Origin of the sequence: Leifsonia sp. 2TAF2 (genome assembly GCF_052115085.1) — a bacterium.
In the GTDB taxonomy this organism is placed as follows: domain Bacteria; phylum Actinomycetota; class Actinomycetes; order Actinomycetales; family Microbacteriaceae; genus Leifsonia.
The window spans coordinates 679,402-703,326 of the sequence record NZ_JBFRFY010000001.1; the positions used below are offsets into that span (position 1 = coordinate 679,402).

At 70.1% G+C, this 23,925-nt stretch carries 20 protein-coding genes; 8 read left to right on the forward strand and 12 right to left on the reverse strand.

Going from position 1 to position 23,925, the window contains the following annotated elements; all coding sequences use genetic code 11:
- Window positions 1–5: 5 nt before the first annotated feature.
- The gene (locus AB4Z18_RS03270; protein ID WP_441781272.1) at window positions 6–881 is read right to left on the reverse strand and encodes a LysR substrate-binding domain-containing protein; all 876 of its coding nucleotides are present in this window, start codon (window positions 879–881) and stop codon (window positions 6–8) included.
- 165 nt (window positions 882–1,046) lie between these two features.
- On the opposite strand from AB4Z18_RS03270, the gene AB4Z18_RS03275 reads away from it, so the two are divergent.
- From AB4Z18_RS03275 to AB4Z18_RS03295, 5 genes are all read left to right on the forward strand, one after another.
- Window positions 1,047–5,807, forward strand: coding sequence for an ExeM/NucH family extracellular endonuclease (locus AB4Z18_RS03275; protein ID WP_441781273.1), 4,761 nt, complete (start codon window positions 1,047–1,049; stop codon window positions 5,805–5,807).
- 395 nt (window positions 5,808–6,202) lie between these two features.
- Complete coding sequence (locus tag AB4Z18_RS03280) at window positions 6,203–6,823, forward strand: TetR/AcrR family transcriptional regulator (protein WP_441781274.1); 621 nt, start codon at window positions 6,203–6,205, stop codon at window positions 6,821–6,823.
- 95 nt (window positions 6,824–6,918) lie between these two features.
- The gene (locus AB4Z18_RS03285; RefSeq protein ID WP_441781275.1) at window positions 6,919–7,818 is read left to right on the forward strand and encodes an NADP-dependent oxidoreductase; all 900 of its coding nucleotides are present in this window, start codon (window positions 6,919–6,921) and stop codon (window positions 7,816–7,818) included.
- A 31-nt stretch (window positions 7,819–7,849) separates the two neighbouring features.
- On the forward strand, window positions 7,850–8,284 hold the full coding sequence (locus AB4Z18_RS03290) for a GNAT family N-acetyltransferase (protein WP_441781276.1): 435 nt from the start codon (window positions 7,850–7,852) through the stop codon (window positions 8,282–8,284).
- Between the two features lie 2 nt (window positions 8,285–8,286).
- Window positions 8,287–8,619 carry a hypothetical protein gene (locus AB4Z18_RS03295; protein WP_441781277.1) on the forward strand — a complete coding sequence of 111 codons (333 nt, stop codon included), beginning with the start codon at window positions 8,287–8,289 and terminating at the stop codon, window positions 8,617–8,619.
- Between the two features lie 5 nt (window positions 8,620–8,624).
- On the opposite strand, the gene AB4Z18_RS03300 is transcribed toward AB4Z18_RS03295, so the two are convergent.
- The 4 genes from AB4Z18_RS03300 to AB4Z18_RS03315 are packed head-to-tail and all read right to left on the reverse strand — an operon-like array spanning window position 8,625 to window position 10,886.
- A complete protein-coding gene (locus tag AB4Z18_RS03300) occupies window positions 8,625–8,948 on the reverse strand; it encodes a CHY zinc finger protein (protein WP_441781278.1) in 324 nt (107 codons plus the stop codon).
- Complete coding sequence (locus tag AB4Z18_RS03305) at window positions 8,945–9,556, reverse strand: energy-coupling factor transporter transmembrane component T (protein WP_441781279.1); 612 nt, start codon at window positions 9,554–9,556, stop codon at window positions 8,945–8,947. The genes AB4Z18_RS03300 and AB4Z18_RS03305 overlap by 4 nt, the downstream gene beginning before the upstream one ends.
- Entirely contained in the window at window positions 9,550–10,239 is a 690-nt protein-coding gene (locus AB4Z18_RS03310; RefSeq protein ID WP_441781280.1) for an energy-coupling factor ABC transporter ATP-binding protein, read from the reverse strand. Before AB4Z18_RS03310 ends, AB4Z18_RS03305 begins: the two co-directional genes overlap by 7 nt.
- The gene (locus AB4Z18_RS03315) at window positions 10,236–10,886 is read right to left on the reverse strand and encodes a biotin transporter BioY (protein WP_441781281.1); all 651 of its coding nucleotides are present in this window, start codon (window positions 10,884–10,886) and stop codon (window positions 10,236–10,238) included. The genes AB4Z18_RS03310 and AB4Z18_RS03315 overlap by 4 nt, the downstream gene beginning before the upstream one ends.
- Window positions 10,887–11,039: 153 nt before the next feature.
- Here AB4Z18_RS03315 and AB4Z18_RS03320 point away from each other — a divergent pair, with 153 nt between their 5' ends.
- On the forward strand, window positions 11,040–11,555 hold the full coding sequence (locus tag AB4Z18_RS03320; protein WP_441782966.1) for a TetR/AcrR family transcriptional regulator C-terminal domain-containing protein: 516 nt from the start codon (window positions 11,040–11,042) through the stop codon (window positions 11,553–11,555).
- Here AB4Z18_RS03320 and AB4Z18_RS03325 read toward each other — a convergent pair.
- Together AB4Z18_RS03325 and AB4Z18_RS03330 are read right to left on the reverse strand one after the other, a co-directional pair.
- On the reverse strand, window positions 11,536–11,919 hold the full coding sequence (locus tag AB4Z18_RS03325; RefSeq protein ID WP_441781282.1) for a DUF3566 domain-containing protein: 384 nt from the start codon (window positions 11,917–11,919) through the stop codon (window positions 11,536–11,538). The genes AB4Z18_RS03320 and AB4Z18_RS03325 overlap by 20 nt on opposite strands.
- Before the next feature lie 246 nt (window positions 11,920–12,165).
- A complete protein-coding gene (locus AB4Z18_RS03330) occupies window positions 12,166–12,795 on the reverse strand; it encodes a ScbR family autoregulator-binding transcription factor (RefSeq protein WP_441781283.1) in 630 nt (209 codons plus the stop codon).
- A gap of 104 nt (window positions 12,796–12,899) precedes the next feature.
- On the opposite strand from AB4Z18_RS03330, the gene poxB reads away from it, so the two are divergent.
- Complete coding sequence (gene poxB, locus AB4Z18_RS03335; RefSeq protein WP_441781284.1) at window positions 12,900–14,633, forward strand: ubiquinone-dependent pyruvate dehydrogenase; 1,734 nt, start codon at window positions 12,900–12,902, stop codon at window positions 14,631–14,633.
- Between the two features lie 12 nt (window positions 14,634–14,645).
- On the opposite strand, the gene AB4Z18_RS03340 is transcribed toward poxB, so the two are convergent.
- From AB4Z18_RS03340 to AB4Z18_RS03350, 3 genes are all read right to left on the reverse strand, one after another.
- Window positions 14,646–16,385 carry an LCP family protein gene (locus AB4Z18_RS03340; protein ID WP_441781285.1) on the reverse strand — a complete coding sequence of 580 codons (1,740 nt, stop codon included), beginning with the start codon at window positions 16,383–16,385 and terminating at the stop codon, window positions 14,646–14,648.
- A 139-nt stretch (window positions 16,386–16,524) separates the two neighbouring features.
- Window positions 16,525–17,031, reverse strand: coding sequence for a MarR family winged helix-turn-helix transcriptional regulator (locus tag AB4Z18_RS03345; protein WP_441781286.1), 507 nt, complete (start codon window positions 17,029–17,031; stop codon window positions 16,525–16,527).
- 45 nt (window positions 17,032–17,076) lie between these two features.
- The gene (locus AB4Z18_RS03350; RefSeq protein ID WP_441781287.1) at window positions 17,077–17,622 is read right to left on the reverse strand and encodes a hypothetical protein; all 546 of its coding nucleotides are present in this window, start codon (window positions 17,620–17,622) and stop codon (window positions 17,077–17,079) included.
- Window positions 17,623–17,702: 80 nt separating this feature from the next.
- Between AB4Z18_RS03350 and AB4Z18_RS03355 the strand changes: the two genes are divergently transcribed.
- A complete protein-coding gene (locus AB4Z18_RS03355) occupies window positions 17,703–18,290 on the forward strand; it encodes an NADPH-dependent FMN reductase (protein ID WP_441781288.1) in 588 nt (195 codons plus the stop codon).
- A 54-nt stretch (window positions 18,291–18,344) separates the two neighbouring features.
- Here AB4Z18_RS03355 and AB4Z18_RS03360 read toward each other — a convergent pair whose 3' ends face one another.
- Both AB4Z18_RS03360 and AB4Z18_RS03365 read right to left on the reverse strand, forming a co-directional pair.
- Complete coding sequence (locus AB4Z18_RS03360) at window positions 18,345–19,121, reverse strand: DNA-formamidopyrimidine glycosylase family protein (RefSeq protein WP_441781289.1); 777 nt, start codon at window positions 19,119–19,121, stop codon at window positions 18,345–18,347.
- Window positions 19,122–19,160: 39 nt separating this feature from the next.
- Window positions 19,161–23,891, reverse strand: a complete 4,731-nt coding sequence (locus AB4Z18_RS03365; RefSeq protein ID WP_441781290.1) for an Lhr family ATP-dependent helicase — start codon at window positions 23,889–23,891, stop codon at window positions 19,161–19,163.
- Window positions 23,892–23,925: the final 34 nt, after the last annotated feature.

A 23,925-nucleotide genomic window follows, 5' to 3' on the forward strand; every position in this document is an offset into this window, starting at 1 on the left:
GATCCTCACCGCAGCGAGTCGAGCTCCTCGTGCACGAAGCGGGCGAACTGCTCGGCCGCGGCGGACTGCGAGCGCGTGCGGTTGCGGGCCAGCCCGATGATGCGGGTGGCCTCGTCGCGCAGCGGCACGGCGACGATGCCCGGCTCGGCGGGGGTGTCCGGGATGAGCGCTGCTCCGACGCCGTCGCGCACCAGCCCGCGCAGGGTCGACAGCTCGGTCACCTCGATCACCGGGTTCATGACGACGCCGTGCGCGGCGAAGTAGGCGTCGGCGATGTGCCGCAGGCCCGATCCCGTGCGCAGGGCGACCAGGTCGTACGGTTCGAGGTCCGGCACGCTCACCGCATCCCGGCCGGCGAGGGGATGGCCCTCCGGCACCCCGAGCACGAGCCGCTCGGCGGTCAGCGGCTGCCAGTCGATCTCCGGATCCCGCGGGTCGGGGCTGAGGAAGGCGAGGTCGGCCGCGCCGTCGCGGAGCGCGTCGAGCACCGTGTCCGCCGTCCCGCCGTTCAGCACGAAGCGGATGTCGGGGAACAGTCCGCGGTACTCGCTGATCACCCGGGGGATGAGCCAGCCGCCGAAGGAGGAGACGTACGCGAGCGAGACGGTCCCGCCGGACGGGTCGCGCAGCGCATCGATGCGGGCGCGTGCGTTCTCCAGTTCCGACTCAGCGCGCACGGCATGGGCCAGCAGGATCTCGCCGTACTGGTTCAGCTCGAGGTGCCCGCGGCGGCGGTCGAAGAGCTCGACGCCCATCTCCTGCTCCAGGCGGGCGAGGGAGCGGGTCAGCGTCGACTGGGAGACGCCGAGGGTCTCGGCGGCGAGGGCGGGATGGCCCTCCGCGGCCAGGGCCCGGAAGTGGGCGATCTCGTCGATCCGCATGCCTCTCATCATGGCGCATTCCGAATATCCCCCGGGCGGTGCTCAAATGAGCGGTCTACCCCACAACGAGTTTTCTGTACGTTCACACACGAGAAACAGTCCCGTTCCATGCCGTCTCTAGCGTGAGCGCGGACTCATCCCGCACCTCACCGACCGAGGAGAACAATGTCAATCAGATTCGGCAGGCTGGCGCGCGTCGCTGCCGCCGCCATCGCGGGAGCCGGCCTCGCTGCCGGTGCGCTCGTCGCGACCCCCGCGTACGCCAGCACGGACGGCACCGGTGTCGTCATCAACGAGGCCTACCTCTCCGGCGGAAGCGCCGGTGCGGCCTTCACGAACAAATTCGTCGAGCTCTACAACCCGGGCGACAGTGCGGTCAGCCTCGCCGGCTGGAGCATCCAGTACCGGCCGGCCACCGGCACGAGCGCCTCGACGGGCGTCGTCCCGCTGACCGGATCGATCGGCGCCAAGGGCTACTACCTGGTCGGTGGCGGCTCCAACGGCACCAACGGGCAGGCGCTGCCGGCGCCGGATGTCGCGAGCAACGCCCTGAACCCGAGCGGAACGACGGGGACGCTGATCCTCGCGAAGAGCTCGTCCGCGCTCACCCTCCCGGCCGGCTCGGTCACCGGGAACCCGAATGTCGCCGACCTCCTCGGCTACGGCACCTCCAACACGTTCGAGAAGGCGAAGGCCACGGCGCCGACCGGCAACACCGACGTCAAGTCGCTCGTGCGCACGAACTTCGCCGACAGCGACGACAACAGCGCAGACTTCACGCTCAGCGCCACGATCACCCCGCAGAACGCCGCATCGGCCCCCGGCGACCCCGGGACGGGCGACCCGGGAACGCCGGGTGACGGAACCACCACACCGATCGCCGAAATCCAGGGCACGGGGGACGCCAGCCCGAAGGCCGGCACCACGGTCACCACGGCCGGAATCGTCACCGCGCAGTACGCGACCGGCGGCTTCAACGGCTTCTACATCCAGACCCCGGGCACAGGTGGCGCCGTCGACCTCGCGTCGCACACGGCGTCCGACGCGGTCTTCGTGTACGGCTCGTCCTTCACGGGAACGGTCGCCGTCGGCGACTACGTGAAGGTGACCGGCGCAGTCAGCGAGTTCGCCGGTCTCACCGAGATCACGGCGACCGGAGTGACCAAGCTCGACGCCTCCACCGTCACCGCCCCGGCACCGGCAACGGTCGGCCTCCCGGCCACCGCAGCCCAGCGCGAGAGCCTCGAGGGGATGCTGCTGGCACCGCAGGGCGCGTTCACCGTCACCGACGTCTACGCCTCCAACCAGTACGGCGAGATCGCCCTCGCCGCCGGCGACAAGCCGCTCATCCAGCCGACCGAGGCCGCGCGTCCCGGTTCGCCCGAGTACGCCGCGGTGGTCGCCGACAACGCCGCCCGCGCGGTCACGCTCGACGACGGTGCCTCGACCAACTTCCTGAGCGCTGCGAACAAATCGAAGCCCTTGCCGTACCTGTCGCTGAGCAACCCGGTCCGGGTCGGCGAGCCGGTCGCGTTCACCAAGCCGGTCGTCCTCGACTACCGCAACAACACGTGGAAGTTCCAGCCCACCGCTGAGCTCACCCCGGCGAACGCCGCAACGGTGCAGCCGGTCACGTTCACCAACACCCGCACCGCGGCCCCCGAGAACGTCGGAGGCGACCTCCGCCTCGCCACGTTCAACGTGCTGAACTACTTCACCACGACGGGCGACCAGCTGAGCGGCTGCACCTTCTACACCGACCGCGACGGCAACCCCATCACCGTCAACAGCGGATGCGACGCCCGCGGCGCCGCCGACGCCGCCAACCTGAAGCGCCAGCAGGTCAAGATCGTCGCGGCCATCAACGGCCTGACGGCGGACGTCGTCTCGCTGGAGGAGATCGAGAACTCGGCCCGCTTCGGCGAGAACCGCGACTCCGCCCTTGCGACCCTGGTCGGAGCGCTGAACGCCGCGGCCGGCTCCGAGGTGTGGGCGTACGTGAAGTCCCCGTCGGCGCTTCCGGCGACCGAGGACGTCATCCGCACGGCCTTCATCTACAAGAAGGCGAACGCGGTCCCGGTCGGCGACGCGAAGATCCTCGACGACCCGGCGTTCTCGAACGCCCGGCAGCCGCTCGCGCAGGCCTTCAAGAAGGTCGGAGCGAAGGACACCTCGGCGTTCCTCGCGATCGTCAACCACTTCAAGTCGAAGGGCTCCGGCTCTGGTGAAGACGCCGACCAGGGCGACGGGCAGGGCGCATCCAACGCCTCGCGCGTCAAGCAGGCGCACGCTCTGGTCGCGTTCGCGGACGAGCGGAAGGCCGCGCTGAAGACCGACAAGGTCCTCCTCATCGGTGACTTCAACGCCTACCTGCAGGAGGACCCGATCAAGGTCCTGACCGACGCGGGCTACGTCGACCAGGTCAGCACGCGCACGACGAAGGCGACCTACTCCTTCGGCGGAACGGTCGGATCGCTCGACCACGTGCTCGCCTCGCCGTCGTTGAACGCGGCGATCACCGGCGCGGATGTCTGGAACATCAACTCGGGCGAGTCGGTGGCGCTGGAGTACAGCCGCTACAACTACAACGTCACGAACCTCTACGCGCCCGACCAGTACCGGTCGAGCGACCACGACCCCATCGTGGTGGGCCTGGGCCTTGCGGCCAAGCCGGTGACGCTCAACCTGCTGAACATCAACGACTTCCACGGCAGGATCGACGCCAACACGGTGAAGTTCGCGGGGACGATCGAGAAGCTGCGCGCGGAGGGCGGCGACGCGAACTCGCTGTTCCTCTCCAGCGGCGACAACATCGGCGCCTCGCTGTTCGCCTCGGCGACGGCGGGCGACATCCCGACGATCGACGTGCTGAACGCCCTCGAGCTCAAGACGAGCGCGGTGGGCAACCACGAGTTCGACAAGGGCTACGCCGACCTCACCGGACGGGTGAAGGATGCGGCTGACTTCTCCTACCTCGGCGCGAACGTCTACGAGAAGGGCACGAAGACGCCCGCGCTGCCGCAGTACGCGACATTCACGGTGGACGGCCTGACAGTCGGCGTCATCGGAGCGGTCACCCAGGAGACGCCGACGCTGGTTTCGCCGGGTGGCGTCTCGTCGCTCGACTTCGGCGACCCGGTGGAGGCGGTCAACCGCGTCGCCGGTGAGCTCACCGACGGCGACCCCGCCAACGGCGAGGCCGACGTGCTGATCGCGGAATACCACGAGGGCGCCGGCTTCGGCACGCCGGAAGGCGCCACGCTGGAGCAGGAGGTCGCTGCGGGCGGCGCGTTCGCCGACATCGTCACCAAGACGAGCGCCAAGGTCGCGGCGATCTTCACCGGCCACACCCACAAGCAGTACGCGTGGGACGGCCCGGTGCCCGGAGTCGCGGGCAAGACGCGCCCGATCCTCCAGACCGGCAGTTACGGCGAGAACATCGGACAGGTGAAACTGACGGTGGACCCGGAGACCGACACGGTCACCGCGTACACCGCCCGCAACGTCGCCCGGACGACCGACGCCGACGACGCCCTCGTCGCTGCGTACCCGCGGGTCGCTGCCGTCAAGACGATCGTCGACAAGGCGCTCGCCGATGCCGCGGTGATCGGCAACCAGAAGGTCGGCTCGGTGACGAAGGACATCACCACGGCCTACCTCAACGGTGCGCGCGATGACCGGATGAGCGAATCCACCCTCGGCAACCTGGTCGCGGACTCGCTGCTGTCGTCCCTCTCCTCGCAGGAGCTGGGCGGCGCCGAGATCGGCGTGGTCAACCCGGGCGGACTCCGCGCCGAGCTGCTCTACGGCACGGACGGCTCCGTCACCTACGCCCAGGCCAACGCGGTGCTGCCGTTCGTGAACAACCTGTGGACCACATCCCTCACCGGGGCGCAGTTCAAGCAGGCGCTCGAGCAGCAGTGGCAGCGGAACGCCGACGGCACCGTGCCGAGCCGGCCGTTCCTGAACCTGGGACTGTCGAAGAACGTCAGCTACACGTACGACGCCACCCGGCCAGAGGGCGACCGCATCACGAGCATCACCGTGAACGGTCAGCCGATCGACCCGGCGAAGTCGTACCGCATCGGCTCGTTCTCGTTCCTCCTCCAGGGCGGTGACAACTTCCGGGCCTTCGCCGCCGGGTCCAACACCAAGGACTCGGGTCTGATCGACCGGGATGCGTGGATCAGCTACATCCAGAAGAACAGCCCCCTGTCCCCGAGCTTCGAGAAGCGCGGCGTCGGTGTCAGCGGAGTGCCCACTGGCACCCTGCAGCGCGGTCAGCAGGTCACCCTCCAGGTGTCCAAGCTGAACCTGACCTCGCTGGGCAGCCCGGCGAACACCACGCTGACACTCTCCTGGAACGGCTCGGCCACGCTCGGCTCGGTGCCGGTGGATGCCGCGGGCAACGCGACCGTCGCCTTCACCGTCCCGGCGAATGCGGCCGGCGCCAGCACCCTGGTGCTGACCGCTCCCGACTCCGGCACGACGGTCCGCGTCCCGCTCACCGTGGCGGACGCTCCCTCGAACCCGAAGCCGGGGACCGACCCGAAGGCGGCCAAGGAGTCGGCGCTCACGAAGGCGCTCGAGGACAAGGTCACCGTCGACAAGGACACCTACCGTCCCGGCGAGGCCGTCCTCGTCACCGTCGGCAAGCAGCACGCCGGCGAGTGGGTGTCGGTCTGGCTGTACTCAAAGCCGCAGAACATCAGCGGTGGCTGGGTTCAGGTGCCGGCCGACGGCGTGCTGAAGCTGGCTCTGCCGAAGGATGCGGGCAACGGGCAGCACAAGCTCTCGGTGCAGAACGCCTCCAATGGGGTGGTGGGCTGGACCACGCTCAAGGTCAAGGCGGAGAAGCCGCACACCGGCAACCCCGTGCTCGACTGGCTGATCGACCTGCTGGACCGCATCTTCGGCTGGTTCTAGCGGATTGAGACAGGGAACCCCGGGCGCGCGCCTCGCGCCCGGGGTTCCGTGCGTCAAGGACTTCGCGGGCCGGGCTCCTGTTTTCGGGACTTCGCGGGCCCCGCTCCTGTTTTCAGGACTTCGCGGCCGCCGCGGGTCCTGTTTTCAGGACTTCGCGGCCGCCGCGGGTCCTGTTTTCAGGAGATTCGGGCTCCCGAGGCGCTGAGGGTCCTGAATAAAGGGCATAGGTGCACGTGGATGGCCGATTCTCCTGAAAACAGGACCGCACACCGCCCCGGAACCGCCTCGCACCTGGAGGTACAGCTCCGTGGGCACGGCATCCCGAACCATACGCCGCGGCGCCGCGCGGACAAGCGTCGGCCGCCCGGTCGCCGACGTACCATGAGGGGGTGTCCGTGACCGCCGAAACGAGCGCCACGCGCCTGACCGCGCGTGGCGCGAAGACTCGTGAGCGGATCGTCACGGCGGCAGCGGACCTGATGTACGTCCGCGGCGTCGCAGCGACCACGCTCGACGATGTGCTCGCAGCCAGCGCGGTCAGCAAGTCGCAGCTGTACCGCCACTTCGCGAACAAGGACGAAATCGTTCGCGCTGTCATCGAGCTCATGGGCGAGCGCGTGATCTTGCGCGAGCAGAACGCTCTCGGCCGAGTTTCGACCATGGCCGGGCTACGGCGCTGGCGGGATGCGCTGGTGCAGAACAACGCGCTGCGCCACGGCGCCTACGGCTGTGCGCTCGGCTCGTTCGCCTCCGAGGTCGCAGACCACGATGACGTCGCCCGCCGGGCACTCCTGGCACTCTTCGCCGAGTGGAAGGACCTCCTGGCGGGGGCGATTCGTCGGCTCCAGGAGAACGGCGCGCTTTCCGCGGATGCGCCGGTCGACGAACTCGCCGTCGGGCTCCTCGCCGCGGTGCAGGGCGGGTATCTGCTGGCGCAGACGGCGCACGATGTTACCCCCATGGCCAGCTCGATCGACATGGCCCTCACGCACATCGAGAGCCTGCGACCAGCCTAAACTGGACTAAATAGTCCTGTTTCGAATTAGGATGTTCCCAAGGACGACCACTAGGTCGACCCTGGATGGAGGAGGCCCTCATGAAGGCGATAGTCGTGACCGATCAGGCACAGGGGACGGCCGGGATGCAGCTGGTGGACCGTCCCGAACCCACGCCGGCCATCAACGACGTCATCGTCGAGGTGCACGCCGCGGCCTACGTTCCGACCGAGGTCGACTGGCCGTCCACCTGGGCCGACCGCGCGGGCAAGGACCGCGCCCCCTCGATCCTCGGCCACGATGTTGCCGGGGTCGTCAGCGCGCTGGGCTACGGCACCACCGGCCTGACGGTCGGACAGCGGGTGTTCGGCATCTCGGACTGGCACCGCGACGGGACGCTCGCCGAGTACGTGGCGGTCGAGTCCCGCAACCTCGCGCCGCTTCCGGGCGATGTCGACTTCACCGTCGGCGCGAGCCTTCCGATCTCCGGCCTCACCGCGTGGCAGGGCCTGTTCCAGCACGGCCGTCTGCGGTCCGGGCAGACGGTCCTCGCGCACGGTGCGGCCGGCGCCGTCGGCACGATGGTGACCCAGCTCGCGCGTGAAGCCGGCGCGTACGTCATCGGCACCGGACGCGCCACCGACCGGGAGAAGGCACTCGACTACGGCGTGCACGAGTTCGTCGACCTCGAGAACGACGACCTCGATGACGTCGGCGGAGTCGACCTGGTGTTCGACGTCATCGGCGGCGCCATCCAGGAGAAATCCGCGCTCCTGATCCGCCCGGGCGGCACGCTCGTGACTGTCACCGGACTGGGCGACGTGCGACCGGATGGCCTCTCCGTCGACTTCGTCGTCGAGTCCGTGCCGTCGCAGCTCGCGGAGATCGTCCAGCGCGTCCGCGATGGGCGGCTCCGCACGAACATCGACGAGGTCGCCCCGCTCGCCGATGCCGTCGCCGCGCTCAACCCGACGCGACGCCGCAAGGGCAAGACCGTCATCAGCATCCGCTCCTGAAGACCCCGCTCGAACCCCGAAGGAATCAACCATGGCCAGCACCGAATTCGAGTACCCCGACGAGGCCGGATACCCCGATGGAGTCGGCACCCTCACCCAGGACCAGGTCGTCCTCATCGACGAGGTGAGAGACGACCACTCGCCCGGGGTCACCTTCTTCGTCAACGACAACGAGTCAATCTCCACCTACGAGGCGATTTCCGGTGACACGGTGATCGGCGGCCTGACCTACAACGTCGCCACCGACTCCCGGCTCGTGCTGGTCGCAGCCGCCGTGTTCCCCGAGTACCGCGGGCAGGGCGTCGCCACGGAACTGATCCGGCGCGTCCTCGAAGACGTGCGCACGCGCGGCAAGACCGTCACGATCCTGTGCCCGATCGTCTGGGCCTTCATCGACCGCAACCCCGGGTACGCCGACCTGGTCGACCCCGGACTCCCTGGGCTGCGGAAGTCCGACAGGAGGTAATCATGAATGACAAGAAGCGCAGGGATCCGCCGCACTTCCCGGTGATGGATGGCGCACAGCCGGCGCCGCGCGAGGATCAGATAGCGGGAATCGTGCAACGCGTCTGGGCTGACTCCCGCGTCTACCACCAGGACGTGGAAGTCCTGTTGCGCGAATGGCTGACCACTGATCAGTGCGTCGTGAGCGAGGCCGAGTTCGCCATCCTGCTCGACAAGGCTCGCGGCGAGTTCGACCGTATCGCCGTCCCCGACGGCTCCGGCGCTCGGGCGTGCCCCGCGCACTCGCTCGTCGAGTGCGTCTACTGGGACGTGCAGCAGCTCGAACGCGCGACGTAGCCGCTTCACACCTCGAAGTACAGGTCCGTGTGCAGGCGGCAGCCCGGATTGAACGCAGCGCCACACTCCGGGCAACCGTCGGTCACCACGTACTCGGCGATCGTCAGCTCGTGGCCGCAGACGCCGCAGAGCACCGCCCGCTCCGCACGCGCATCCAGCGGCCATTGCTTCGCCGTGTGCCCGGCGGACTCGGCGTGGCAGAGGTGGCACGGGTAGTACTCGCCGCAGCACGCGAAGCGGATCGCGATGACATCCAGCGGCGACCGGTAGTGGATGCAGCGGGTCTCGTCGTCGACGACGGCCCCGAGAACGCGGGGTCGCGCGCTCATCGCACACCCCGCGCGGCCAGCGCTTCGCCGAGCTGGTCGGCGTGCTTCAGCGACAGGATGAGGAACGGCACGGCGAAGAACCGCAGCCCGGGCCGCCCTCCGCGAGCCCGCTGCGCTTCGCGCACCTCACTGGCCAGTCGGGCGAGCACCGGGATGGTGGTGAACGTGACGGTCAGCAGAACGGCGGCGCGCTCCGAGTCGAATCCGAGGCGACCGAGCGGACGCAGTCCGCGCTCGACTGCATCCAGCAGCGCGGTGACGCGGGTCGTGAGCACGAGCAAGCCCGCCAGCAGCACCGCGGCGGTCACCCGGGCGGTGTTGGAGACGGCTGCCTCGGGCCCGAGGAAGATCAGCTGCGCTGCGAGGGTCACCACGATGAGCCAGCGCAGGGCGACCGTCGCGCGGGCGAGCTCGCGCATCCCGAGCATCCCGTCCCGAAGTCCTGCGACGGCGTAGGCGACGACGGCGGCCGCGGCTGCGACGACCGCGGCCCACCACTGCGAGGGCAGCAGCGACACGGCGAGCACTGCGACGAGCACCAGGAGCAGCTTCGGGCCAGCAGGCATGCGGTGCAGGATGCCGTCGCCCGGCCGATACAGGCTCAGCATGCGAGAGCCGCCTCGTACTCGGCGATCACCTCGGCGGGGCGCCCGACCGCCTCGACCCGGCCGCCCGCGAACAGCACCGCGGTCTCGCACCGCTCGACCAGTGCGAGGTCGTGGGTGACCAGGACGAGGCGGTGGCCGGCGTCCTCCAGCAGGTACTCCGCGACGCGTCGCGCGTTGCGGGCGTCGAGGTACGTGGTCGGCTCGTCCGCGACCACCAGCTCGGGGCGGCGCACGAAGGCGCCCGCGAGAGCGAGCAGCTGCTTCTGACCACCCGACAGGTCGTACGAGGGCCGGTCGCGCAGCGACTCCAGGCCGAACCGCTCCAGCGTCTCGTCGACGCGGCGTCGCTGCTCGTCGCGTCCCAGACGGTCCGGCCGCAGGGAGAAGGCGACATCCTCGGCGACGGTCGGCATGACGACCTGCGCGTCCGGGTTGCTGAACACCACGGCGACCTTGCGCCGCAGCGTTGCGGCATCCCGCACCGGGTCGAGCCCGAGCACCCGTGCCGAGCCGGCCGTCGGAGGCAGAAGCCCCGCGACCAGGCGGGCGAAGGTCGACTTGCCCGAGCCGTTCTCGCCGATGACGGCCACGGTACGGGCGTCCAGCGCGAGGCTGACGTCGCGAAGCGCGTCCACCTCGCCGAGGCGGACGCCCACCGCATCCAGCTGGAGCGCGGGGGTCACGGCACCCGGGGCTCGACCGGCGTGGGCGTTACCGTGTCGGCCGACGCATCCGCAGCACCGGTCGTCCAGGTGCGCCGGAACGCCCGAGGGTACGCCCGCACCAGCGTCATCACGATGGCGGTCGCGATGACGGCCTTGACGAGGTCGCCCGGGATGAAGACCAGGCTCATGGCCGCCGTCGCGTCGAGCGGCAGCCGGGTGACCAGGCTCTGGACGGGCACACCGAAGGCGTAGACGACGAGGATCCCGCCGACGATCATCCCGAGGAAGGTGCGCCACCACACCGGCTTGCGACCCGCCGCGTGCACGATGAGGCCGATGACGAAGGCTCCGGCGACCCAGCCGAACAGGTAGCCGGCGGACGGCCCGAAGAAGACGCCGATGCCGCCGGAGCCGCCGTACAGCAGGGGGAGCCCGACCGCGACGAGGGCGAGGAGCACGGCCATCGAGAGTGCGCCGAGCCAGGGTCCGAGGATGGCGCCGGCGAGCATCACCCCGAGGGTCTGTGCGGTGATCGGCACCGATCCGAAGACCGAGAGACCGCCGGGGAGGCCGAGCACGGCGACCAGGGCCGCAAAGACGGCGACCCGGGCGAGGTCGGTCGCGTCGAGCCGACGGCGGGGGGTCGTGGGGGCGGGGTGGGTCATGAGCGCATCCTTTACCTGAACACTGTTCACCTGAACGGTGTTCACTATAGTGAGAAGGTGGCAGGGAACGAAAACGGTCGACGGCATTCGCGAGACGACGTGGCGGAGGCAGCACTCCGCATCCTGGACGACCTCGGGCTGCCGGATCTGACCATGCGGCGCCTGGCCGCGGCGCTCGACGTGCAGCCGAGCGCCCTCTACTGGCACTTCCCGAACAAGCAGACCCTCCTCGCCGAGCTGGCCGACCGCATCGTCGCGGCGCGCCCGGCGGGCTGGGCGGGTACGGACGGTCTCGACGACTGGCGGGATGCGGTGCGCGCCGAGGCGGCAGCGTTGCGGGATGCGCTCCTCGCCTACCGCGACGGCGCCGAGGTGGTCTCCAGCACGCTCGCGCTCGGACTCGGGTCGCCGGAGACCGTCGACCGGCTCGCCCGCGCCGTCGCTCGCGGCGGATTCGACGCCGAGACCTCGCGGCGCTCCGCGACGGCGCTGCTCCATTTCGTGCTGGGTCACGTCTCGCACGAGCAGCAGCGGCTGCAGTACGACTCGCTCGGGGTGCTCGCCGGCGGGGAGAGCTCGCCCTTGGACGAGGACGACCCTGCTGCGGCGTTCGCCTTCGGCGTCGACCTGCTGGTCGGCGGACTGGAACTCAGTCGCTCCCGAAGGTGACCTTCCAGCCGCCGACGACGTGCACGGCCAGGTTGAACAGCGCGGCGAAGATCGCTCCAAGTGCCGACACCACGATCACTTCGAGCAGCGCGACGACCAGGGTGAACGTCATGACGTTCGGGAAGGTGAGTCCGGACACGAGGTCGGCGCCCTGCGCACCGGCGATGTCTTCGAGGAAGCTACTGGCCGTGGCGACCACTCCGAAACGCTCGAGCGCGGCCCAGAGCGCCAGGCCGATCACGACGGTGATGGCGGCAACGATGATGCTCACCAGGAACGACATCTTGAGAGCGGACCAGAAGTCGACGTAGACCAGCCGCATCGTCGCGCGCTTCTTCTTCTGCTTGCTGCCCCGAGACGGCATGCGGCCCCTCCCCATGTTGCTTCCGCCGTCGCCGGCGCTCCCCGGGGGCCAAGTCTACGGGACGGGATCGCGCCGCCCTCGCCGGTCGCGCTGGACGTCCGCCGAGAGTCCATACCGATCGTCCGGTTCTAGCGTAGAATGCGTGCATACCCCCGGCGCGGCCGTAGCGGATTGGGGGCGCTGCGGCCGGGTCGGTTCGGGTGCGATCGGGTCGCGCAGGGATCAGCGGAGTAGCGGATCCGCCGCTCAGCGGATCAGCTCAGGCAGGTCCCGCAGCCGCTCCCACTCGGACGGCGGTACGATCCCCGGCAGCAGCACCGTCCACAGGTCACGCACGCGATCCAGCAGGTCCGCGCGGTTCGTCATCGTCTCCGAGAGGAGTTGCACGCCGGTGTAGGCGGGCACGACGACGCTCGCGAGCATCCCTGGGTCGAGGTCCGCGCGCAGGTCGCCTTCGACCACCGCCTGGCGGAACAGCGCTTCGGATGTACTGAGCCAGTCCTGATACGGCTCGGTGACCGGCGGGTCGAAGAGCGAGACGTCCGTCGTCAGCCGGATGCCCGCCTGCACCACCGGATCGGTCAGCAGCTGGCGCGCGAGAACGGCGCTCAGCAGGACCATGGTCTCCAAGCCCGGGCGTCCCTCCTCGATCGCCTCGGCCGCGGCGGCCATCGTCCGGCGATGCTGCTCGGCGATCACCGCGCGGGCGAGTTCATCCTTCGACGGGAAGTGGAAGTACAGTGCGCCCTTCGTCATTCCGGACTCGGTGGCGATGTCGGCGATGGAGGCGAGGCCGTACCCGCGGCGGCCGAAGACCGCGGCCGCGCCGGCCACGATCGACTCCCGCGTCACCTGCGCTCTCTCCTGCTTGACCATGATGCGCTCACGTTAACGCACACTTGCCATGCGGTGGCTGAACAGTTCACGTGGCGGGCGTAGCGTTGGCCCAGAACGAACCGCCGTGCCGAGGGGAGACGCCCATGCCCACTGTCGCCGACACCACCGTCGAGATCCTGCGGGATGCGGGGGTCACCCGCGTCTACGGCATCCCCGGGGACTCGCTGAACGGCTTCACCGACGCCATCCGGCGCAACGACGGCGTCACCTGGGAGCACGTGCGGCACGAGGAGGCGGCCGCGTTCGCGGCGTCGGCGGAGGCGGCCCTCACGGGTCAGCTGGCGGTGTGCGCCGGAAGCTGCGGCCCGGGCAACACCCACCTCATCAACGGCCTGTACGACGCGAACCGCAGTCGCGTGCCCGTTCTCGCCATCGCGGCCCAGATCCCGGGCGCCGAGATCGGCAGCGGATACTTCCAGGAGACGCACCCGCAGGAGCTCTTCCGCGAGGCCAGCGTCTACACGGAGCTGGTCAGCCAGGCCGACCAAATGCCGCGCATCCTCGAGATCGCGATGCGCACTGCGGTCGAGCGCCGAGGCGTCGCGGTGGTCGTCGTGCCCGGCGAGATATTCCTCGCCGACAGCGCCGGCCGACGGAAGTCCGCGCCGATCGCCTTCTCTCCGCGCGTGACGCGCCCCACCGATCCCGAACTTCAGGCGGCCGCCGACATCCTCAACGGTGCGAAGCGGGTCACCATCCTGTCCGGCGCCGGAGCCGAGGGCGCGCACCCGCAGCTGGTCTCGATCGCGGCTGCGCTGCAGGCGCCGATCGTCCACGCGATGCGCGGCAAGGAGTTCATCGAGTACGACAACCCCTACGACGTCGGGATGACCGGCCTGCTCGGCTTCTCGTCCGGGTATCGCGCGATGGAGTCGTGCGACGCGCTGCTGATGCTGGGCACCGACTTCCCGTACCAGCAGTTCTATCCGTCCAAGGCGAAGATCATCCAGGTCGACCTCCGCGGTGAGAACCTGGGGCGCCGCGTTCCGCTCGACCTCGGGCTCGTGGGCAGCGTGAAGGACACCGTCGAAGCCCTACTGCCCCTCCTGAACGAGCGCAAGGACCGGAAGCACCTCGAATCGTCGCTGTCGCACTACTCGAAGGCGCGCAAGAGCCTCGACGACCTGGCGGTGAACGACCGGAACCGCACACCCATCCACCCGCAGTACGTCGCCCGGCTGATCAGCGAGCTGGCGTCCGACGACGCCGTGTTCATCCCGGATGTCGGATCGCCGGTCGTGTGGGCCGCCCGCTACCTGCGCATGAACGGCCGCCGGCGCCTGATCGGCTCGTTCACGCACGGCAGCATGGCCAACGCGCTCCCGCAAGCGATCGGTGCGCAGACCGCGTTCCCGCAGCGTCAGGTGGTCGCCCTCGCCGGTGACGGCGGCCTCGCCATGCTGCTCGGCGAGCTGCTGACGCTGCGCCAGAACAAGCTCCCGGTGAAGATCGTCGTGTTCAACAACTCGTCGCTCAACTTCGTCGAGGTGGAGATGAAGGCCGCCGGTTTCGTCAACTTCGGCACGGGGCTCGAGAACCCCGACTTCGCGCAGCTCGCGCAGGCCGCAGGTCTGCACGGGCAGCGCGTCGAGAAGCCGGATGAGCTGGAGAGTGCGCTGCGGACGGCCTTCGCCCACGACGGACCGGCGCTGGTGGATGTGGTGACCGCGCGTCAGGAGCTGAGCATCCCGCCGGCGATCACCGCCAAGCAGGTCGGCGGGTTCACGCTGTACGCGCTGCGCACCATCATGAACGGCCGTGGCGACGAGCTCATCGACCTTGCCGACACCAACGTGTTCCGCCGGCTGTTCGATTGATCGCGGCTGCCGTCAGTTGATGCAGACCGTGGCGCTGTAGTTCGTCGCCGGGCCGCTCGGCGTCGGTGCGGGAGCCGGGTTCGGCTTCGGCGCGGTCCCGGCGGCGGCTGGCGCTGCGGGCATGATGCCGTCGTCGCCCAGCACAACCGTGACCGTGCTGACCGAGCTCGTCTCCTGAACGGAGGCGCCAGGGAGGAAAGCGGCGACCGCTTTCGCCTGCGCCTCCTGCCCCGATGGGTACTGGATGACCGTGGTCGCGCGGGTGTCGGCGTCGCCGGGGGTGCCCGTCTTGAAGCCGGCGGCCCCGAGGGTCTGGGTCGCGGTCGTGGCCGCGCCATTCGCGCTGCCGCCGTTCAGGACGGTGACCGACGTGTCGGCCGGCTTCGCCGCGGTCGCGTTCTCGTACGCGGTCGGCGTGCCCATCAGGCCCTGGATGAACGCGGGCATCGCGGCGGTGTCCACCTCGACGATGGAGATCTCGTTCCCGTCGACATCGATCGTGGGAGTGCCCGAGATCGGGATGGTCGCCGACTGGATCTTGCCCCCCGTCAGGCCCTGCAGTTGGGCGCCCAGCTGCAGGAAGTTGAGGCCGGGGTCCGTCTCCAGGGAGCCGCTCACCGCATCCAGAACCTTCGTCAGCTTCGCCGGATTCAGCAGCGTCCCGGCGGAGAGGAACTTGTGCGCCTCGACTGAGAGGAAGTACTGCTGACGCACCACCCGGTCGAGGTCCCCGCGGGGGAGGCCGTGACGCTGACGGACGAACGACAGCGCTTGCTTTGCGTCGAGCGTCGAGACCCCGGCCGGGAAGTTCGCGCCAGAATACGGGTCGTCGACGGCGTTGTTGAGGCACACCTGCACCGGGCCGAGCGCCTGCGCGATCGTGTAGAAGCCGAGCAGCGAGACGCGCACGTAGTGGTCGATGCTCAGACCGGTCAGGTTCTGCACCGTCTGGATGAGCAGCTTGGCGCCGCTCGCCGCATCCGACCCGCCGCCCCCCAGTGAGAACGCGGCGTTGAGCTTGTTCATGCCGTGACCCGGCACATCCACCCACGAATCGCGGGGAAGCGAGATGAGCGTCGCCGACTTTCCGTTGGCGGGGAGGTGCAGGATCATCATCGTGTCGGTGTTGGTCCCACCGCCGTCGTCGGTGGTGCTCAGCTGGTCGAGCTCGGCCTGGCTGGCTCCGTCCGGCCGGTGGTCATCGCCGACCAGCAGGATGTTCTGGTCCTGTCCGTCGACGTCGTTCGCGGGCTTCGAGATGACATCGACGTGCTTCACCCCGCCGACGAAACGGAAGTAGCTGTACGCGGCGTACCCGCCGACGACCACGAGCAGCACCGCGAGGGCGGCAGCGGTCCAGCCGACGATGCGTTTGGCGCGGCGACGCGAGCGCGGGGACTTGCCGCCTCGACGGCCGGGGGTGCCGGGGGTGCCGGGCGTCTCGGGGGTGTCGCCGCCGTTGCCGCCGTCACCCGTGCCGCCGCCGCCGTTTCCGTTGCCGCCGCGCCCGTTTCCGTTGCCGCCACGTCGCCCGGCGCCGCCGCCGCCCAGCCCTGGAGCGTCGCCGCCGAGACCGAACGGGTCGAGGGGCGCCGCCGCACCACCGCTCGGTACGCCGGAAGCCGGCCGGGTGGCACGGACCGGGCGTCGCGGGTCGGCGGACGGCGCGCGTCCGAAGACCTCGGTGGGGGGCAGCTGCTGGTCGCTGCGGCCTGCACCGGGATCAGAGGCGGGGAAGTTCGGGCGTCGCACACGGAAACGCTAGGGGGCGCCGCCTTGGAACAGCCTGGTTTCGCGCGGTGTTCCCGACGAATCGCCAGCATTTCCGCCCGCGCCTCTCAGCAGGATCAGTCGGAAGGCGGATGCGCTGGCGCCACTCCTGCGAGAACGCTCAGTCGTCGGACTCCTCCGGCGGTGCGAGCTCCTCGCTGTCGATGGCGGCGTTCATGGCGTACGCGATCCCGAGCAGTCCCTCCTGCTGGTCAGGTGAGAGAGCGTCGAACAGGACGCGCCGGATCGTCGCCGAGTGCTTCGGCAGCGCCCGAACCACCACGTGCCGACCCTCGCCGGTGAGGTGGATCCAGCTGGCCCGGCGGTCCTCGATGCACTCCTGGCGCTCGACGAAACCGCGCGCGGCCATCCGTGTCACCTGATGAGACACGCGGCTCTTCTCCCACCCGGTCGAGTCCACGAGATCCCGGATGCGGAGGCGCCTCCCGGGCGAGCGGACAAGCGCCATGAGCACCTCCAGTTCGGAGATCGAGATGCCGTCGTCGCGCTGCAGCTGCGCATCCAACGCCCGGTCGAACCCCCGGCGCATGAGGTAGAAGGCATGGAACAGTTCGAGCTCGTCGTCCGTCAGCTTCCGCGGGTCGGGACGGGTGCGCGCGGTGGCCATAGATCATCCTGACATGCGCGGCCCGGCAGGCACGAGGCGAAGCGCTCAGTGCACCAGCGCTTCGAGGAAGACGACCAGCACGCCGAGGGCGACGAGCGCGCCGAGGACCGCGAGCTGCCGCCAGCCGGAGAGGCCGGTGCGGGCGACCGCGATCCGCGCGATGACCGCCAGCGAGATGATCAGCGCGGTGATGGCGATGACGAGCCCGGTGCGGTCCGGGATGACGTCGAACACGGCCAGCCCGACGGCGATCAGCGGCACGACGATCACGCCGAGGGCGCGCGAGGACACCGCGAGCATGTGCCGGAACTCGGCCGCCGACGGGAGGGTGTTGTGCACGATCATGTGTGACACGAGGTCGGAGGCGAGGCCCGCCAGCAGGACGCCGACGACCGAGATGACGAGCGTCCAGAGCACCGTGGGGGAGTCGAGCGCCTCGCCGTGCGAGTTCATGGCCATCAGCAGCGCGAGAGCGGTGAAGGTCACGTAGATGCGCTCCCGCAGCCGGTCGCCGGCCTGGCGACGCTCATCCTCGCTGGCGTCGGCGGGGAGGTGGATGTCGTCGCTCCGGTGCGCGCGCTCGTCGGACATGCCCGTGAGCCTAGCGGGAATGAACCGGAGCAGGACATGGTTCGCGTTGGATGACACGTCATCAACATGGAAAGGCTGACATGACGAAGATCGCCATCATCATCGGTAGCACCCGTCCCGGACGCAACGGCGAGGCCGTCGCCCGCTGGGTCTACGAGAACGCCGCACAGCGCTCCGGCGTGGAGTACGAGCTGGTCGACCTGAAGGACTGGGACCTCCCGCACCTCGACGAGGCCATGCCTGCCGCCATGGGGCAGTACGCCGGCGAGCACACGAAGGCCTGGGCGGCCAAGATCGCCGAGTTCGACGGCTTCGTGTTCGTCACCCCCGAGTACAACCACAGCACCTCCGGCGCCCTCAAGAACGCGATCGACTACGTCGGCGCCGAGTGGTACAACAAGGCCGCCGGATTCGTCAGCTACGGCGTCTTCGGTGGTGCCCGCGCGGTCGAGCACCTCCGCCTGGTGCTCTCGCAGCTGCAGGTCGCGACGGTCAGCGCCCATGTCGGCCTGAGCCTCGCCCACGACTTCGAGAACTGGCAGCTCAAGCCGACCGACCAGCAGACCGCCGCCCTGACCCCGCTGTTCGACCAGGTCGAGGCCTGGTCGGCGGCGCTGGAGAACGTGCGCGCAGGTGCCGAGCAGGACGAGGACGAGGTCGCGGCCTAAGCCCTTCTCGCCCTCACCCGCCGGGCTTCCGCCGGGTCTCCTCTGCCCGGTCTGCTATTTCTGGCAGACCGGGCAGAAGTACGTCACACGCTCTTCCAGCTCCGTCCGTCCCAGTGAGCCGCTGCGGATCGGCGTACCGCATCGGCGGCACGGCTGCCCGCGCCTGCCGTAGACCCAGGTGTTCCGTCCCCGGTGCGTGTCGCCGGTGGTGACACGGACGGTGCGGTCGCGGTTCGCCGTGATGAGCCGGTGCCCCAGGTCGACGGCCGCAGGCAGGTCGGCCTCGCTCACCGGTCGTGTGGGCAGCATCCCGCGCAGGAAGCAGAGTTCGTTGGCGTAGACGTTTCCGAGCCCTGCCAGGTTGCGCTGGTCGAGCAGGGCGACGGCGACGGGCACGTCGGGATGCGCGGCGAGGCGCCGCAGCGCTTCCTCCCGGTCCCAATCGGGACCGAGCAGGTCGGGGCCGAGGTGCCCGACGACGTCTTCTTCGCGGTCACGCGGGAGGACCTCCAGCACGCCCAGCTGGAACCCGACGGCCTGGACGTCTTCCGTCGTGAGCACCGCACGGGCCTGGTAGGCGGGATGTCGCCAGCGACCCTCGGGCGGATACACCTCCCAGCTGCCCTCCATCTTGAGGTGACTGTGGATGGTGTGCTCACCCACATGCATTAGTAGGTGCTTGCCGCGGCTGACCACCTCGTCCATGCGCTGCCCGGAGAGGTCGACCGTCGCGTACGCGGGCACCCGGAAGTCGGTCTGCGTGAGGACCTTCCCGCCGAGTGCGCGGTCGAGCCGGCGGGCGGCCTGGTAGACGGTGTCGCCTTCAGGCATCCGGGCTCCTGGATGCCCGCGGCGCGGGGAGTCCCCGCCTCATCCGCGGAGCCGCAATCCGCGCGGGGTGGCGAGGAATCCGGCCTCGGCGAGAGCAGCGCCGACCGGTGAGCCGAGAACGAAGCCGCCGTTGACCGTCTCCACCGCGAGCTTGTCGACGCGACGCGAGGTGACGAGCGCCGCGAGCGCCCGGGCGGCCGCCGCGAGGACCCGCCGTGCGTCCTCCTCGCCCGGCTGCACGGTGTCGGCCGCCGCGGCTGCCTCGGCCTCGGACCCGGTCGCGCCCGCCACGAAACAGAGCAGGCTCTTTCCGCCGCGCTCGACGTACAGCGCGAGCTCGCCGTCGACCAGCACGACGAGCGCCCCGGCCTTCCGGCCTGGACGGTGTCCGGTGCCGCTCTCTGCCGGCGCGGCCGGCCACGGGAGAGCTGCGCCGTATGCGTTCGCGGGGTCGGTCGCGGCGAGGGCGACGGCCTCGTACGGCCGCTCCTGCGTGTGGTCGCGAGCGAACGAGCGCAGCCGGTCGACCGTCGCTCCGCTGGCGAACTGCGCCCCGCCCAGAGTCTCGATGAAGTAGCCCCGGCGCGCCCGACCGGTCTCCTCGAACCCGCTGAGGACCTTGTAGGCGAGGGCGAATCCACCGGGCGTGCCTTCGTTCATCACCGAGCCGCGGGTGACGACGCCGTAGCGATCGAGCAGCGTCTCGGCCTGCCCGTGGGCGCGCACCGTCGAGTCCAGGTCGCGTTCCGGAAGGACCGACCATCTCCCGGCGACGGTCGGCGGGCCCATCCGGGTGACCATCGCCGAACGCGTGGTGGTGCGGCCGCGGTACATCCGCGCTCTCGTCGGCTGGCGTGGCCGCTTGTGGGCGCCGGAACCGCCCGCGGTGAGCGTGCGGAGCGGGGCGAGGGTGTCGTTGGTGATGCGGCCCGCCCAGACCATATCCCACAGGGCCGTCACCAGCTCGGAGTCGTCGATCGCCGACCCGCGCTCGGCGCCCAGCGTGTCCGACAGCTGACGGAAGAAGTAGCCCCCGCCGCGCGCGAGCGCCTCGAGGATGCCGCGCTGCAACTCGTCGGGCTCATGGTCCGACGGCGGCGCCAGGGTGAGCGGGGCGGAGTCGGCCAGGTGCAGGCTGATCCAGCCGTCGTCGCCGGGGAGGCTGCCGTCGCCGGCCCAGATCACTTCGCCGGTCGCCGTGAGCTCGTCGAGCATGGCGGGGCTGTAGTCGGCGACGCGGCTCGGCAGGATGAGCGATTCCCACGCCGAGGCCGGGATGCGCGCCCCGGCAAGCTGCTCGATCACCGACGCGACGGCGTCCACGCCGCGCAGGGTCGAGCCGACGTGCTGCCACTCGGGCAGGAACCGGCCGAACGTGATGGTGTCGACCGGCTCGACTTCGTGCCGGAGCGCGGCGAGCGACATCCGCCGCAGGCGCCGCAGCACCTCGGCGTCGCTCCATTCGCTTCCGTGTGCGTGCGGCCGGAACTCGCCCTCCACGACCCGCCCGTCGCGCGCGAGGCGACGTAGAGCGTCGTGCACGATCGCCGGACCCAGCCCGAGTCGCGAGGAGATGTCGGCCGTCTCGAACGGGCCGTGGGTGCGGGCGAACCGGCCGACCAGGTCGCCGAGGGGATCGTCGACGGGCTCGATGAAGGCGACCGGCACTCCGATCGGCAGCGGGACGCCCAGAGCATCGCGCAGGCGGGCGGCATCCTCGATCGCGGCGAATCGCTCGGTGCCGGCGATGTTCACGGCCAACGCCCGGTGCGTGTCCACCAACGTCGCGAGGTGCGCGCCGGCCGTCGCGCGGTCGGCGTGCGGCGCAGAGGCGAGCGACTCATCGGTCGGCTCGGTCGCCGCACCGGTCTCGGCGGCGGCGCTCGCAGCCTCGGCCTCGCCTTCCAGTCGCTCGGCGACCTCGTCCACCGACAGGGGACCGAGGAGGCGCAGCAGGTCGGCGACACCTTCAACGCCGCGCACGCGACGGTCGGGCGCCAGCCGCTGGAGTTGCAGTTCGACCCGCTCGATGACGGCCGGGTCGAGCAGCTCCCTCAGCTCGGCACGGCCCAGAAGTTCCGCGAGGAGCCCGGCGTCGAGCGACAGCGCTGCGGCTCTGCGCTCGGCGAGTGGGCTGTCGCCCTCGTACATGAACGCAGCGACATATCCGAACAGCAGTGACCGAGCGAAGGGCGATGCCGTCTCGGTCGCGGCCTCGACGATGCGGATGCTGCGCTGCTCGATCTGGGTGGCCACCTCGGTCAGAGCCCCGAGATCGTACACATCCTGCAGCACCTCCCGGATGGTCTCCAGGATGATGGGGAAGCTCGGGTACTTGCGTGCCACATCCAGCAGCTGCGCCGCCTTCTGACGCTGCTGCCACAGCGGCGAACGCTTGCCCGGGTTGTACTTCGGGAGCAGCAGAGCGCGCGCTGCCGACTCACGGAACCGCGAGGCGAAGAGCGCGGAGCCGCCTACCTCGGCGGTCACGAGCTCGTCGAGCTCCTGTGGCTCGAATACGAACAGCTCGCCGCCGGGAGGCTGCGCCTCGGTGTCCGGGATGCGCACCACGATCCCATCGTCGGCCGCCATCGCCCCCGCATCGATCCCGTACCGCTCCCGCACACGCGCCTGGACCGCCAACGCCCACGGCGAATGCACTTGCATGCCGTACGGGGAATGCAGCACGACCCGCCAGTCTCCGAGCTCGTCGCGGAAGCGCTCCACGACGAGCGTGCGGTCGGTCGGAACGTGGCCGGTCGCCTCTTTCTGCTCGCGCAGGAACGCCAACAGGTTCGCGGTCGCCCAGGCGTCGAGACCCGCCTCGACGCACCGCAGTTCCGCATCGGCGGGGGAGGCGCTGCTGAGTTCGCGGGTGAACGCTCCGACCGCCTTGCCCAGTTCCGCGGGGCGGCCCAGGCCGTCGCCCTTCCAGAACGGCAGGCGGCCCGGTTCGCCGAAGGCAGGTGTCACGAGCACCCGGTCGTGCGTGATCTCCTGGATGCGCCAGCTGGTCGACCCGAGGGCGAAGACATCGCCGACGCGCGACTCGTAGACCATCTCCTCGTCGAGCTCGCCGACCCGGCTGGCCTTCTCGCCGACCATGTAGACGCCGAACATGCCGCGGTCGGGGATGGTGCCGCCGCTCGTGACCGCCAGTCGCTGCGCTCCCGGCCGTCCGGTGATCACGCCTGTGTCGCGATCCCACACGACGCGCGGCCGCAGCTCGGCGAACTCATCCGACGGGTAGCGGCCGGCGAGCAGGTCGAGGGTGGCGTCGTAGGCGCTCCGCGGGAGGGTGGAGAAGGGCGCGCTGCGCCGGACGGTGTCGAACCAGTCGTCCGCGTCGATCGGTTCGAGGGCCGTGGCAGCCACGGTCTGCTGGGCGAGGATGTCGAGCGGGTTGGCCGGGACCTTGATCGACTCGATGAGCCCCGCCGTCATCCGCTCGGTGGCCACGGCCGAGTGGATGAGGTCTGCCCGGTGCTTGGGAAACACGACTCCGCGGGAGATCTCGCCGACCTGGTGACCGGCGCGTCCGACGCGCTGCAGACCGCTCGCGACCGACGGCGGCGCCTCGACCTGGACGACCAGGTCGACGGCGCCCATGTCGATGCCGAGTTCGAGGCTGGAGGTCGCGACCACGCAGCGCAGCCGCCCGGACTTGAGGTCGTCTTCGATGAGCGCCCGCTGCTCCTTGCTGACGGAACCGTGGTGGGCGCGGGCGAGCACCAGCGTCTCCGCATCGGCGACCGCCTGCGACCCACGCGTCTGCCCGGACCCGCCCATGAGCTCGGCCGGTGCGCGACGCGGAGGATCGCCCGCCGAGCCGCCCAGCACGCGCTCCTCGTAGATCTCGTTGAACCGCGCGGTGAGGCGCTCGGCCAGGCGCCGCGAGTTCGCGAAGACGATGGTCGACCGGTTCTCGAGCACGCGGTCGACGATGGCCTCCTCGACGTGCGGCCAGATCGAGCCCGCCTGCGGCGGAGAACCATCACCCGGGTTCTCGCTGGCGTACGTCGACGTGCCGAGCTCGCTCATGTCTTCGACCGGTACGACGACCCGGAGGTCGAAGCGCTTGCCCGCCGGAGGCGCCACGACCTCCACGGGCGCGTTACCGGCCAGGAATCGCGCCACCTCTTCTGGCGGCCGGACGGTCGCCGAGAGCCCGATCCGCTGCGCCGGCCGTTCGAGCAACGCGTCGAGGCGCTCCAGCGACAGCGCGAGGTGCGCTCCACGCTTGGTGGCCGCGACGGCGTGCACCTCGTCGACGATGACCGTCTCGACGGAGGTCAGGGTCTCGCGCGCCTGCGAGGTGAGCATGAGGAACAGCGACTCGGGCGTCGTGATCAGGATGTCCGGCGGGTTCGAGACGAGGGCCCGCCGGTCGGAGGCCGGAGTGTCGCCCGAGCGCACGCCGACGCTCACATGCGGCGGCTCGGACCCGAGGCGTTTGGCCGTCTGTGTGACGCCGACGAGCGGAGCGCGGAGGTTGCGCTCGACATCCACGCCGAGCGCCTTCAGCGGCGAGATGTAGAGGACCCGCGTGCCGGGCTTGCCGTCCGCCGGCCGTGGCTCGCTCGCGAGCCGATCGATCGCCCACAGGAACGACGCCAGGGTCTTGCCCGAGCCGGTCGGGGCGATCACCAGCGCGTGCTTACCGTGCGAGATCGCCCCCCACGCGCCCTCCTGCGCAGGGGTGGGCGCGGCGAACGCCCCGCGGAACCACTCTCGGGTCGCGGGGGAGAATCGATCGAGGACGTCGCCCATCCCTCCATCCTGCACCCGGCCGCCGACAGTGGCA